This is a genomic window from Streptomyces sp. NPDC059874, assembly GCF_042731135.1.
Lineage (GTDB): Bacteria > Actinomycetota > Actinomycetes > Streptomycetales > Streptomycetaceae > Streptomyces.
Genome location: NZ_JBHWJY010000010.1, coordinates 100459 through 113909, shown reverse-complemented (window position 1 = coordinate 113909; position 13451 = coordinate 100459). Strand labels below are relative to the sequence as shown.

10 protein-coding genes are annotated in these 13451 nt (G+C 74.2%); 8 read left to right on the top strand and 2 right to left on the bottom strand.

Annotated elements, in window-relative coordinates; translation table 11 throughout:
• Positions 1 to 3: 3 nt before the first annotated feature.
• On the bottom strand, positions 4 to 3228 hold the full coding sequence (locus ACFV9H_RS08675) for a BTAD domain-containing putative transcriptional regulator (RefSeq protein ID WP_385395219.1): 3225 nt from the start codon (positions 3226 to 3228) through the stop codon (positions 4 to 6).
• A gap of 143 nt (positions 3229 to 3371) precedes the next feature.
• On the opposite strand from ACFV9H_RS08675, the gene ACFV9H_RS08670 reads away from it, so the two are divergent.
• From ACFV9H_RS08670 to ACFV9H_RS08660, 3 genes are all read left to right on the top strand, one after another.
• Positions 3372 to 4121 (top strand): SDR family oxidoreductase, encoded by a 750-nt coding sequence (locus ACFV9H_RS08670; RefSeq protein WP_385395216.1) that lies wholly within the window; start codon positions 3372 to 3374, stop codon positions 4119 to 4121.
• A 62-nt stretch (positions 4122 to 4183) separates the two neighbouring features.
• The gene (locus ACFV9H_RS08665) at positions 4184 to 4786 is read left to right on the top strand and encodes an NAD(P)H oxidoreductase (RefSeq protein ID WP_385395214.1); all 603 of its coding nucleotides are present in this window, start codon (positions 4184 to 4186) and stop codon (positions 4784 to 4786) included.
• Between the two features lie 332 nt (positions 4787 to 5118).
• Positions 5119 to 5853: a class I SAM-dependent methyltransferase gene (locus ACFV9H_RS08660; protein WP_385395293.1), complete on the top strand. Its 735-nt coding sequence runs from the start codon at positions 5119 to 5121 to the stop codon at positions 5851 to 5853.
• Positions 5854 to 5920: 67 nt separating this feature from the next.
• Here ACFV9H_RS08660 and ACFV9H_RS08655 read toward each other — a convergent pair whose 3' ends face one another.
• Positions 5921 to 7474: an MFS transporter gene (locus tag ACFV9H_RS08655; protein ID WP_385395212.1), complete on the bottom strand. Its 1554-nt coding sequence runs from the start codon at positions 7472 to 7474 to the stop codon at positions 5921 to 5923.
• Positions 7475 to 7732: 258 nt separating this feature from the next.
• On the opposite strand from ACFV9H_RS08655, the gene ACFV9H_RS08650 reads away from it, so the two are divergent.
• The 5 genes from ACFV9H_RS08650 (at position 7733) to ACFV9H_RS08630 (ending at position 13447) form a co-directional block, all read left to right on the top strand.
• Complete coding sequence (locus ACFV9H_RS08650) at positions 7733 to 8938, top strand: sensor histidine kinase (protein ID WP_385395210.1); 1206 nt, start codon at positions 7733 to 7735, stop codon at positions 8936 to 8938.
• Positions 8935 to 9600, top strand: a complete 666-nt coding sequence (locus tag ACFV9H_RS08645) for a response regulator (protein WP_385395208.1) — start codon at positions 8935 to 8937, stop codon at positions 9598 to 9600. Before ACFV9H_RS08650 ends, ACFV9H_RS08645 begins: the two co-directional genes overlap by 4 nt.
• A gap of 135 nt (positions 9601 to 9735) precedes the next feature.
• On the top strand, positions 9736 to 10026 hold the full coding sequence (locus tag ACFV9H_RS08640) for an SHOCT domain-containing protein (RefSeq protein WP_385395206.1): 291 nt from the start codon (positions 9736 to 9738) through the stop codon (positions 10024 to 10026).
• On the top strand, positions 10023 to 10880 hold the full coding sequence (locus ACFV9H_RS08635; protein ID WP_385395203.1) for an ABC transporter ATP-binding protein: 858 nt from the start codon (positions 10023 to 10025) through the stop codon (positions 10878 to 10880). The genes ACFV9H_RS08640 and ACFV9H_RS08635 overlap by 4 nt, the downstream gene beginning before the upstream one ends.
• On the top strand, positions 10877 to 13447 hold the full coding sequence (locus ACFV9H_RS08630) for an ABC transporter permease (protein WP_385395200.1): 2571 nt from the start codon (positions 10877 to 10879) through the stop codon (positions 13445 to 13447). Before ACFV9H_RS08635 ends, ACFV9H_RS08630 begins: the two co-directional genes overlap by 4 nt.
• Positions 13448 to 13451: the final 4 nt, after the last annotated feature.

The window sequence follows — 13451 nt, the reverse complement described above, 5'->3', positions numbered from 1 at the left end:
ACCCTAGAGCCCGTCCGTGAGCCGTTCGTAGGCCGTGTCCGCCGGCATCGCGGAGCCGCGGGTGAACTCCACGGCGAACCGCTCGCCGCCCAGGTCCTCTCGCGCGGCCGCGGTCGTACGGTCCACATCGGCGCGCTCCGCCGGGGGCAGCGGGGCGCCGGTCGAACGGCGGGCGGCGTCCGCCGCTCCGAGGAGGGCCGCGGCGGCGGCAGGGCGGCCGGCCGGGGCGAGGGCCCCGGCGAGCCCCTCCAGGGCGAGGGCGAGCGCGCGCGGGTCCCCGGTGGTGCGGGCAATGGCCAGGCCCTGCTCCTGGAGGGCCAGGGCGCCTTCGGTGTCGCCGCCGAGCTGCGCGATGTGGCCCAGCTCGGCCAGGATCAGCGCGTTGGCCCCGTCGAGGCCCACGCTGCGGTGCCAGTCCAGGACCCGGCGCATGTGCCGCTCGGCCGCCGGCAGGTCTCCCGCCCGGCGGGCGCCGAGTCCGAGGCCCAGTTCGGCGTTGATCTCGCCCGCCGTGAAGCCCTGTTCGGCGGCCTTGCGCCGGGAGCGTTCGTGCAGGTCGCGGGCGACGTCGAGGTCGCCGGTCAGCAGGGCACTGCGGCCGAGCCCGGAGAGGAGGTCCGCGGCCTGGGTGGTCAGGCCCAGGCTCTCCGCGGTCTCCAGCCCCTCGCGTTGGAGGCGGGCGGCCTCGGTGTAGTCGCCGTGGATCTCGGCGAGGGAGGCCAGCGGGTAGACGGTCCAGAGCCGGGCCGCGCCGTCGCCCGTTTCGCGGAACAGCTCGGCGCTGCGGGCTCCGTCGCGGGCGGCCCCGGCGAGGGCTCCCCCGAGGAGGAGCTGGACGGAGCGGTCGGCGAGGGCCGCGGCCGTGCCCCAGCGGTCGTCCAGGGCGAGGAAGCCTTCGAGCGCCCGCTCGGTGAGGCCCTGGCCGTTCACCGGATCTCCGGTCACGCTCAGGGCGTGGGCCAGGAACCAGCGCGCCCATGCCAGGCCGCCCCGGTCGCCGCATTCCTCGTAGGCGTCGAGTGCCGTACGGATACGGGTCGTTCGGCCGGCTCCCTCGCCCGCCAAGACCGCGAAGCCGGTGTGCCAGACGGCGGCGCGGGCGCACAGCTCGGCCGGTGCCCCACCGGGGGCGGCGAGTGCCGCCCGGAGCGAGCGTTCGCCCTCGCCGAGGCGGCCCCGCAGGACCCAGTACCAGGCCAGTGCGCAGACCAGGCGCAGTGCGGCCGTGCCGTCGCCGGTGGCGAGGGCATGGTCGAGGGCGTGGTCCAGGGCGGCACGCTGGTTGGCGCCCTCGGCGTCGAGCCGTTCCAGCCAGGTGCGTTGGGCGGCCGTGCGCAGCCGGGGTGCGCCCCGTTCGGCGAGGTCGAGGTGGTGGGCCAGGTGCCGGGCCCTGACGGCCCGCGATTCGCCGGCCTCGTCGAGGCGTTCGGCGCAGTACGCGGCCACGGACTCCAGCAGCCGGTAGCGCGGGCCGGCCGGGCCGGGGGCCGGCGCGACCAGGGAACGGTCGACGAGGCGGACCAGCAGGTCGAGCACGTCGGCGGGGTCCACTCCGTCGCCCGCGCAGACCTCTTCGGCGGCTTCGAGGGTGCAGCCCTCGGCGTGCACGGCCAGCCGGCGCAGTACGGCCTGCTCGGGGGCGGTGAGCAGGTGCCAGCTCCAGTCGATCACGGCGCGCAGGGTCTGCTGACGGGCGGGTGCCCCGCGCTGTCCGGAGGCGAGGAGACGGAAGCGGTCGTCGAGGCGCTCCAGGAGCCGCTCGACGCCGAGGGCGCGGACGCGGGTCGCGGCGAGTTCGAGTGCGAGGGGGATGCCGTCGAGTCGGCGGCAGACGGCCTCGACGGTCTCCCGGTTGCCGTCCGTCAGGGCGAATCCCGGGGCGGTGGCCGCGGCGCGTGACGTGAACAGCTCGACGGCGGCGCCGAGTTCCAGGGCCGGGACGTTCCACAGCGTCTCGCCGGCCAGGGCCAGCGGTTCCTGGCTGGTCGTCAGGATGCGCAGTCCGGGGGCGGTGCGCAGCAGGATCTCCGCGAGGGCCGCCACCTCGTCGACGACGTGCTCGCAGTTGTCCAGTACGAGGAGCAGTTCGCGCTCGCGCACCGCCCCGGCCAGGCGTTCGGCGGAGCCGGGGCGCTGCGCGGCGGAGGGCGTGCCCCAGACGGCGTCGTCGCGGATGCCGAGGGCGGCGGCCGCCGCCTCGGCCACCTCGCCCTTGGATCCGGCGAGTTCGACCAGCCACACCCCGTCGGGAAACATCCCGGTGAGGCCGGTGGCGCTCTCCACGGCCAGCCGGGTCTTGCCCACTCCGCCGGGGCCGGTGAGGGTGACCAGGCGGCGGGTGGCGGCCAGTTCGCGTACGGCGGCCACCGCCTCGTCGCGGCCGACCAGGGCGGAGAGGGCGGCCGGCAGGTTGGTCCGGGCCGTGGCCTTGGCGGGGTCCGTCGGGGGTGCGGGTTCGGGTTCGGCGGTGGGCGGCGCCTCCAGGCGGGGGTCCTGGGTGAGGATGGCCCGCTGCAGGGCGACGAGCGCGGGGCTGGGGTCCAGGCCCAGGTCGTCCGCGAGGCGCGTGCGCAGCTCCTCGTAGCCCGCCAGTGCCTCGCTCTGCCGGCCCGCCCGGTACAGGGCGCTCAGTTGTACGGCGCGCAGTCGCTCGCGCAGCGGATGCCGCTCCACGAGTTCGGCGAGTTCGCCGACGAGGAGGGCGTGTTCGCCGCGTTCGAGCCGGGCCTCGGCGTGTTCCTCCCGTACGACGAGCCGTTCTTCCTCCAGCCGGTTGGCCGCGGCCCGGGTGAAGGGCTCCTCGGCGAAGTCGGCGAAGGCCGGGCCCCGCCAGACGGCAAGGGCCTCGGCGAACAGGGCGGCCCGTACGCCCGGGTCGGAACTCGCGCGGGCCCTGGCCGCCAGGGCGGCGAACGCGGCGGAGTCCACGGCCTCCCGGGGGGCGGCGAGTACGTAGCCGGGGGCGCGGGTGGCGACCAGGTCGCGGGCGCCGGGCTCGGCCTCGTCCAGGACGCGGCGCAGCTGGGAGACCTTCGCCTGAAGGGCCCTCAGCGGGTTGCCGGGCTGTTCCTCGCCCCACAGGTCGTCGATCAGCCGGTGTGCGGAGACGGGTCGCCCCGCCTCCACGAGCAGTGAGGCCAGCAGGGTGCGCACCTTCAGCTCGGGAACCCGTACGGACATCCCCTCGGTCGTCCACACGCTCAGCTGCCCCAGCACTCCGAATCGCATGGCGTCACCGTAACCCGCGCCCCGCGCCCTGAGCTGGGGCGTAACAGAACCCGAACCGGGTCCGAGCCGGATCCGATGCGCCGCGCCGCAGGCTTCACCGCATCGAAGCACGAACCCCCGACAACACGAACGAGGAGCCCGTCATGGGAAAGCTCAACGGCAAGACGGCACTGGTCACCGGTTCGAGCCGCGGCATCGGCCGGGCCATCGCACTGGCGCTCGCCGCGGAGGGCGCGCGGGTCGCCGTGCACTACGCGGGGAACGAGGCTGCGGCGAAGGAGACCGTCGACACGATCGAGGCGGCGGGCGGCCGGGCGTTCGCGATCCGCGCCGAACTGGGCCTGCCCGGTGACGCGCAGGCTCTGTGGGCGGCCTTCGACGAGCACGCCGACGGAGTGGACATCCTGGTCAACAACGCCGGCATCGCCGGCCCCGGGCTGATCCACGAGGTCTCCGAGGCCGACTACGACAAGGTCTTCGCGGTCAACGCCAAGGCCCCCTTCTTCATCATCCAGAAGGGCTTGGAGCGGCTGCGCGACGGGGGCCGGATCATCAACGTCTCCTCCGGTGTCACCAAGGTCGCCTTCCCCGGCATGACCTCGTACGCCGCGAGCAAGGGCGCCGTCGAAGTGCTGACGCTGACCCTCGCCCAGACCCTGGGCTCCCGCGGCATCACGGTCAACGCGGTCTCCCCGGGCACCGTCGAGACCGACATCCACCCGTGGATGGCCGATCCGGCGGCCAAGGCCCACGCCGCCTCCTTCTCGGTGTTCGACCGGGTCGGGCAGCCCGCCGACGTCGCCGACGTGGTCTCCTTCCTCGCCTCGGACGACGCCCGCTGGATCACGGGCCAGAACATCGACGTCAGCGGCGGCTCCGGCCTCGGCGTCTGACCCTCCCTCCGTTCCGGCTGCGACCGCCCCGCCCGCCCGCTCCTCTCGCCATGGAGGCCTCCGTGTCCCGCACCCTGCTCGTCCTGGCCCACCCCCGGTCCGACTCCCTCACGGCGCAGGTCGCCGACCGTGCCCGCCGGCTGCTGGAGGCCGCGGGTGGCACCGTGGACCTGCTCGACCTGTACGCGGAGGGCTTCGACCCGCTGCTGACCCCGGCCGACGAGCCGGATTGGACGAACCGCGAGAAGGAGTACTCCCCCGAGGTCCGTGCCCACATGGGGCGGATCGAGGCGGCCGACGAGGTGATCGTGGTCTTCCCGGTGTGGTGGTTCGCCCCGCCAGCCGTGCTGAAGGGCTGGATCGACCGGGTGTGGAACTACGGCTTCGCCTACGGGCGGAGCAAGCCGCGCCTGGCCGGGAAGCGGATGTTGTGGCTGGCCCTGGCCGGCGGAGCAGGGGCGTCGGCACTCACCGAGGCTCTGGAACTCCAGCTGAAGACCGGTGTCTCGGAGTTCTGCGGAGTCGGCCGCGTCGAGTTCCGGTTCCTGTACGGGACGGAGTTCTCGGGCGTCCCGCGGGAGCTGCGGGCCGACCGCGCACGGGAGGTGTTCGCCGGGGCGGAGGCCGCCGTCGGCTCCCTGCGGGAGGCACCCGCGCTGATCTGAACGGCCGTCGAAGCGGCCGGCACGGCCACGGACCCGGCAGCCCGCCCCGGAAGGGGTGGGCTGCCGGGTCTTTCTCGTAATACCCGCCCCGCGACGGCCGCAGAGGCCCCAGGGAGGGCCTCGGGCGGACCCCTGGGCGGCCTGGCACACCCACCCGCGAGGGGAGGCGTCCCCGACTGCCTCCCAGGCCCTCAGGCGGCCACCCAGAGATCCCTAGAACCCGCCCTGACCTGGGCTTTTGGCTGGTTTCGACATACGATTCCCCCCTCGGGAAAGGGGACTTGATGGACCAGAACGTAGGCGTGAACGTAGGCGTGAACACGGGCCCGAAGGTGGACCGCGACATCCGCACGATGGAAGACGTACTGAGCCTCCTCGACGGCCTGTTCGCGCCGGAGGCCGACCGGTGGACCACCGACGCCGCCCCCTGGTGGGACGGCTTCTACGCCGACCGTTCGAGGCCGGTGCCTTTCTTCGTCGCGAAGCCCGACGAGAGCCTGGTCTCGTACCTCGACCGGGGCCTGATCTCCCCCGGCCGCGCCCTCGACCTCGGCTGCGGCCCGGGCCGCAACGCGCTGCGCCTCGCCTCCCTGGGCTTCGAGGTCGATGCCGTGGACCTGTCGCCGGCAGCGATCTCGTGGGCCGAGGACCGCGCCCGCGAGGCGGGGGCCGACGTGCGCTTCCACCGCGGGGACGCCTTCGCCCTCACCTCGGCCGAGTTGAGCGGCCCGTACGACCTGATCTACGACTCCGGCTGCTTCCACCACCTGCCCCCGCACCGCCGCGTCAGCTACCTCGCCCTGCTCGAACGGGCCTTGGCACCCGGCGGTCATTTCGCCCTGACCTGCTTCGCTGCCGGCGGGATGGGCTCCGAGCTGCCGGACGCGGAGTTCTACCGTGCGTCCGGTCTCCAGGGCGGCCTCGCCTACACGCCGGAGTCGCTCCGCCGGATCTTCTCGGACTTCACGGAGGTCGAGCTGCGTCGGATGCGCGACGAGCCCGCCGAGTCCGCGCTGTTCGGCGAGGACTTCCTCTGGACGGCCCTGTTCCGCCGGCCCACCGCCTGACCGGAACGCGCGAAGCCCGGTCGGCGAAATGCCGACCGGGCCGTGACGCGGGTGGGTGTGAGGGTTCTCAGTGCGTGTCCTGCGGCGCGTCGGCGCCGATCGGCGGGATGTGCCGGAGCAGGACCGCCACCACCACGGCCGTGGCCAGGGCCAGGCCCGCGCTGACCGCCGCCGCCGTGTGGAAGCCGGCGGTGAAGGCCTCCCGGGCCGCCGCGAGCAGTTCCTCGCCGAGCGCACCGGACAGTCCGGACGCCGCGTCCGCCGCGCCGCCGACCGTGTCCCGGGCCGCCTCCAGGGCGCGCTCCGGTACGCCGGCCGGCGCGGCGGCGGAGACCTCGTCGCGGTAGACGGCGACCGCGACGCTCCCGGTGCCCGCGATGCCGAGGGCCAGGCCGAGGTCGTAGGCGGTCTGGCCGGTGGCCGCCGCCGAACCCGCCTTCTCCGCGGGGGCCGCGCCCACCGCCAGCGCGGTGCCGAGCACGCTGATCGGCGCGACGCCCGCCATCACCAGGGCCAGCCCGACGGATACCGCCGCGACGCCCTCGACGGCCGACAGGGCGAACCCGAGGCCCATCACCACCAGGCCGCCGAGGATCACGTACGCGGGCCGCAGCCGTCGTGCCGGCACCGGGGTCAGCTGGGAGCCCGCCACCAGGCCCGCCGCTCCGGGCAGCAGCCACAACCCGGCCGCGAGCGGGGAGAGGTCCGCGACGGCCAGGAGGTACTGCGGGACGAGGTACTCGATGCCGTTCAGGGCCATCATGCCCAGCAGCAGCGTCAGCAGCGCCCCGGTGAACGCCCGGTCGGCGAAGAGCCGCACGTCCAGCAGCGGCGCCGCGAGTCGGCGCTGACGCCGTACGAACAGCGCCCCGAACAGCGCGCCGACGCCGATCGCCGCCACGTACAGCCCCTGCACCCCGAATTCGGCGAGCTTCTTGACTCCGTAGACGACCGGCAGGATCGCCAGGAGGAACAGCACCACGCTCGGTGCGTCGACGCGGCCGGCGGCCGGGTCCCGGTACTCGGGCAGCAGCCACGGCGCGAGCAGCAGGACGGGCAGCATCACCGGTACGCCGAGAAGGAAGACCGAGCCCCACCAGAAGTGGTCGAGCAGCACTCCGCCGATCACCGGTCCCACGGCAATGCCCACCGACAGCGCGGTCACCCACATGGCGATCGCCGTGGCACGCCGGCGGACGTCGGTGAACATGTGACTGATGAGCGCGAGGGTCGACGGCAGGACCGCGGCCCCGGCCACCCCGAGCAGCGCCCGCGCCGCGATCAGGGTCCGCGGGTCGCCCGCGTAGGCGGCGAGCAGCGAGGCCGCCACGACGCCCGCCGATCCGGCCAGCAGCAGCTTGCGCCGCCCGTGGCGGTCGCCCAGCCCACCCATGATCACCAGGAACCCGGCCGTCATGAACCCGTACATGTCGGTGGTCCACAGCAGCTCGCTGCTGGAGGGATGCAGATCGGCCGTCAGGAACGGCGTCGCCAGCCAGAGCACTCCGAGGTCGGCGGTCATCAGGGTCACCGGCAGCAGGAGAACGGCCAGGCCGAGCCATTCCCGCATCCCGGCCTTGGCCGCCGGCCCGGTCGTCGAACGCACAGTCGTTGAGGTCATGCCCACACCCTCGGCCCGGGCGGCTCGGGACCGGTTCGGACCCTGTTACGGCTCTGTTCGGATCGGCGTAGACCTTGTGGTGGCGCACGGCGACGGAGGTGGGGTTGGACAGTCCGTCCTCCGGCTGCAGCAGGACGGAGTGGGTGCCGTCGGGGCGGACGAGCGCGACCTGGTGACCGCGTACTACCTGGGGAGTACGCGGGAATCGCTACGTCGGGGTGACGCGGGTGACGGTGGGCGCGCTCTAGCGTGGCCGGTATGGAACAGCAGCGCGAACGCCAGGGTCCTCCGTGGCGGCGATGGGTGGAGCGGACCGGGCGGAGCCCGGCCTGGCGCTCGGCGCTGGTCGTCGCCGTCTTCGCCCAGGTCGGCTCCGGATGGGCCGAGCGGGCACAGACCGGGCGGGTGTCGCTGGACTGGTTCGGGCGGCTCCTGCTGCTGCTCGGGCCCGCGCTCCTCGTCGTGCGGCACCGGCATCCGGTGGCCGTGGCGTACGGGGTCGCCGTCGTCACCCTGGTGTACGTCGGGGCGGGTTTCCCCTACGGCCCCGTCTTCGTCAGCCTCGCGGTGGCCTGCTTCGCCGCGGTGATCGCCGGGCGGCGAAGAGCCGCCTGGGGCGCCGTCGGGGTGCTGTGGGCCGGGCATCTGCTCATCGGTCACTGGCTCTACCGGTGGCTCCCGCCCGCCGGCGACGGTCCGGCGCCCTGGGCGCAGGAGCTGGGCATCACCGCCTGGGTTCTGGCCATCCTCGCCGTCTCCGAGCTGGTCCGCGTACGCCGCGAGCAGTGGGCCCGCGAGCGGGCCGAGCGGGTGGCCGCGGAGAGACGCCGGGTGGACGAGGAACGGCTGCGGATCGCCCGCGAACTGCACGACGTACTCGCCCACAGCATCTCGGTGATCAACGTCCAGGCAGGGGTCGGGCTGGCCCTGCTCGACACCGATCCCGAGCAGGCGCGTACGGCGCTCACCACCATCAAGGCGGCCAGCAAGGAGGCGCTGGGCGAGGTCCGTCAGGTCCTCGACACCCTGCGGGCCCCCGGGGACGCTCCGCGTACCCCCGCCCCGGGTCTCGACCGGCTCCCCGAGCTGGTGGAACAGGCCGCCGCGGCCGGGCTCACCGTGGAGGTCTCGGTCGAGGGGTCCCCTCGGGCGCCGGCACCCGGCATGGACCTGGCGGCGTTCCGCATCCTTCAGGAGGCGCTGACCAATGTGGTGCGGCACTCCGGCTCGCGCACCGCCCGTGTCCGTCTCGGCTGGCAGCCGGGCGTCCTGGAGCTGCGTGTGGACGACGAGGGCCCGGCCACCGGCGACCCGGCGGGCGGCAGTGGCAACGGTCTGGTCGGAATGCGCGAGCGGGCATCGGCCCTGGGTGGCACCATCGAGGCCGGTCCGCGTCCGGACGGCGGTTTCCGGGTGGTGGCGCGGCTCCCGCTGAAGGCCGTCTCGATCCAGGAGGATCCGTGATCCGCGTACTGCTCGCCGACGATCAACTGCTGGTGCGGGCGGGGTTCCGGGCTCTGCTCGACGCCCAGCCGGACATCGAGGTGGCGGGCGAGGCCGCGGACGGGGAGGAGGCCGTCCGGCTGGTCCGGGAGCTGCGCCCGGACGTGGTGCTGATGGACATCAGGATGCCGGTGCTGGACGGACTGGCCGCCACCCGCAGGATCACCGGGGACGGGGAACTGGCTGCCGTCCGGGTGGTCATGCTCACCACGTTCGAGCTCGACGAGTACGTCTTCGAGGCAGTTCGCTCCGGCGCCTCCGGCTTCCTCGTCAAGGACACCGAGCCCGCGGAGCTGCTGCGCGCGGTCCGTGCGGTGGTCGAGGGTGACGCCCTGCTCTCCCCGGGCGTCACGCGCAGGCTGATCGCCGAGTTCGCGGCCCGATCGAAGGAGCCCGCCGCCGCGGCCGAGCTGGAACGGCTCACGGACCGGGAGCGGGAGGTGATGGCGCTGGTGGGCATGGGCCTGTCCAACGAGGAGATCGCCCGCCGTCTGGTGGTCAGCCCGCTCACCGCGAAGACGCACGTCAGCCGCACGATGGTGAAGCTCGGGGCCCGGGACCGCGCCCAGTTGGTGGTACTGGCCTACGAATCCGGGCTGGTGCGGCCCGGCTGGCTCGGCTGACGGCGGCGCCCCGCCTCGCCGTACTCCCGGGGAAGTAGCCGCGGTACAGCCGGCCGTACGACGACCGGCACCCCCTCCCGCGGCCACTCTCGAAGCAAGACGAGAAGTCCACGCTTCCCGAGGAGCTGAACCGACATGAACACCCTCACCACCCTCGCCCACGACGGGCCCGGCCCGTGGATCCTGTTCTTCCCGCTGGTCTGGGCGGCGGTCGTGATCGCCGTCGTGACCGTGCTGCGCCGCACGGTGTGGCGCGGCCGCCGGGCACCGTGGCAGAGCCGCGGCGCGGCGTACGGCGAGCACTCGCCGATCTCGATCCTGGGCCGCCGATTCGCCTCCGGCGAGATCGACGAGGACGAGTACTGGCGTCGACTGTCCGTCCTGGACGAGCAGTTCGGCCGCTCCCTCAAGGACGGTGCGGCATGAGCACCGCGACCACGGTTCCGGGCGGCGGCGAGGTCGTCGCCGCCCGGGTCGTCGACGCCGTGAAGGTCTACGGCCGTGGCGATACCGAGGTACGGGCCCTGGACCGGGTGAGCGTGGCCTTCCCGGCCGGCCGGTTCACCGCGATCATGGGGCCGTCCGGATCGGGCAAGTCCACCCTGATGCACTGCGCCGCCGGACTGGACACCCTCACCTCCGGGTCGGCCTACATCGGCGGTACGGAGCTGGGCGCCCTCGACGACCGCAGGCTCACCCTGCTGCGGCGCGAGCGCGTGGGCTTCGTCTTCCAGGCCTTCAACCTGATCCCCACCCTCACGGTCGCCGAGAACATCACGCTCCCTCAGGACCTCGCCGGCATCCGCGGGGACGCCGCCTGGCTCGACGGTCTCATCGACGTCGTGGGTCTGCGCGACCGGCTGCACCACCGGCCCGCCGAGCTGTCCGGCGGTCAGCAGCAGCGCGTCGCGGTCGCCCGCGCCCTCGCGGGCAGCCCCGACGTCGTCTTCGCGGACGAGCCGACCGGCAACCTCGACTCCCGCTCGGGCGAGGAGGTCCTCGGGCTGCTGGGCCGCGCGGTGCGCGAGATGGGACGTACGGTCGTCATGGTCACCCACGATCCGGTGGCCGCCGCCCATGCCGACGCGGTCGTCTTCCTCGCGGACGGGCGGCTGGTGGACCGGATGGAGGGCCCGACCGCCGACCGCGTGCTGGACCGGCTCAAGGCCTTCGACACGCGGACGCCGCGGGCGGATCCGGCATCGGCTTCGGCTTCGGCTTCGGCTTCGGCCAAGGCGGCCAAGGCGGCAGCCGCAGCTTCGACGGGGGCGGAGTCATGAGCGCCCCCCGAACCCTCTGGCGGCTCGCCGCCGCCTCGCTGCGCGCGCACGGACGGCGCTTCGCCGGGACCTTCTCGGCCGTCCTGCTAGGCGTCGCGTTCCTCGCCGGAACGCTCGTCATGGGCGACACCCTGCGCACGAGCTTCGACAGCATGTTCGCGAGCGCCGCGAGCGGGAGCGACGCGGTCGTCCGCAGCTCCCGCGTCGTCACCGTCCCGGGCGCGGCCCAGGGCAGCCGACAGCCCGTGTCCACCGCGCTCGTGGAACAGATCCGCCGTACGCCGGGCGTGGCCGCCGCGGCCGCCGGCATCGAGGGCGCCGGGCAGCTCCTCGGCGCGAACGGCGAACCGATCGGCGGCCAGGGCCCGCCCACCCTCGCCGGCAACTGGATCACGGACCCGGAACTCAATCCGTACCGGCTCGCGGAAGGCCGCGCGCCCGAGCGCTCGGGCGAGGTGGTCGTCAACCGGGCCACCGCCGTCAAGGGCGGGCTGAAACTCGGCGACACGACCGTACTGCGCACCCCCGACCCGGTCCGGGTGACCGTCGTCGGCCTGGTCACCTTCGGCGGCGCGGACGGCATGGCGCAGGTCACGTACACGGGCATGACCGAGGCGGACGCGGCGAAGTACCTGACGTCCGGCCCCGGCCAGGCGGCGGCCATCCACGTGCGGGCCGGCCCCGGCACCAGCGAGCGGGAACTCGTGGAGGCGCTGGAACCGGTGCTTCCACAGGGCGTCGAGGCGATCACCGGCCAGGAATCGGCCGAGGAGAACAGCGAGATGATCTCCGGAAGGTTCCTGACGCTGTTCACCACGCTCCTGCTGGTCTTCTCCGGCATCGCCCTGCTCGTCGCCACCTTCGGCATCCACAACACCTTCGCGATCGTCGTCGCCCAACGCACCCGCGAGAACGCCCTGCTGCGCGCCCTCGGTGCCTCGCGCCGCCAGGTCGTCGCAGGCACCCTGGCCGAGGCCGGCGTCGTCGCGGTCGTCGCCTCGGCGGCCGGACTACTGGGCGGCGTCGGCATCGCCGCCGGGCTCCAGGCCCTCTTCCCCGCGATCGGATTCCCCTTCCCCGAGGGCGACTTGGTGATCAGCGGCCTGTCGATGCTGCTCCCGCTCGCCGTGGGCGTCGTCGTCTGCCTCGGCTCCGCGCTGCTGCCCGCGATCCGCGCCGGGCGGACGGCTCCGCTGGCCGCGCTGCGCGAGAGCTCCGTGGACCACGCGGGGACCTCACGCACCAGGACGGTCATCGGCGCCGGGACGGGCGCGGCCGCCGTCGTGGCCCTCGCGGTCGGGGCGCTGTGGGTACCGTCGCTGTGGCTGTCCGGGGCGGGCGCGGTACTGGCCACGGCCTCGTTCGTCGTGCTGGGCCCGGTCGTGTCCTCGTACGCCGTACGGTTCCTCGCGCGCCCGCTGGAACGGCTGCGCGGGGTGACGGGAGTCCTTGCGGCGCGGGGCGCGCTGCGCAGTCCCCGCCGGACGGCTTCGACCGCGACCGCGCTGATGATCGGCGTCGCCGTCGTCTCGCTGTTCACCGTCTTCGGGGCCTCCCTCAAGGCGACCATGGACCGTACGGTGTCCCGGTCCTTCGCCGGTGACGTCGCCATCAGCGCGCCCGCGTTCGGCGCGGGCGGAAGCGGTCTCAGCCCCGGCCTGGCCCAGGCCGTCGCGGCGCTCCCCGAGGTGGCGAGCGCGGTCGGGCTGGGCAAGGGGGTCGCGGAGGTCGACGGCTCCGGGCGCGCGCTGACCGTCACCGACCCGGCCGCCCTCGCGGTCGGCCTGGACCTGGGTCGCGTCGACGGACGGCTGGACGCGCTCGGGACGGACGGGATCGCCGTGGCCGCGAAGGAAGCGGACCGGCACGGGTGGCGGCCCGGCAGCCCGGTCCGACTCGCCTTCACCGACGGGCAGGAGCAGACCTTCACGGTCCGCGCGGTCTACGCGAACGCGGAGCTCGCGGGCGACTACGTCGTCACGCGCGCGGCTTGGGCCCCGCACCGGGCGCAGGACACCGACTCGCTGGTCGCCGTGTCCTTCAAGGAGGGGGTGCCGCTCGCGGAGGGGGTGGCGGCGGTCGAGCGGACGGCCGAGCGCTTCGGCGGCCCGGAGGTGCAGACGCGCGAGGCGTACGCGGAGTCCTCGGCGGGCGGCATCGACATGATGCTCACCCTCGTCTACGCGTTGCTCGCCCTCGCCGTGCTGATCGCCCTGCTGGGCATCGCCAACACGCTCACGCTCGCGGTGCACGAGCGCACCCGCGAGTTGGGGCTGCTGCGGGCGGTCGGCCAGAGCCGCGCCCAGCTGCGGGCCATGGTCCGCTGGGAGTCGGTCCTGGTCGCCGCCTTCGGCACGGCCGGGGGTCTGGCGCTGGGCGCCGTCCTCGGGTGGGTCCTGGTGAAGGCCTCGGACGGGACGAGTGAGAGCGCGTTCGCGTTCGCCGTCCCACCGCTCCAACTGGCCGTGGTCGCGGCGGTGGGTGTTGCGGCCGGCGTCCTGGCGGGTTGGCGCCCGGCCCGACGGGCAGCCCGCCTGGACATCCTGCGCGCCGTCGCCGCCGAGTAGCCGG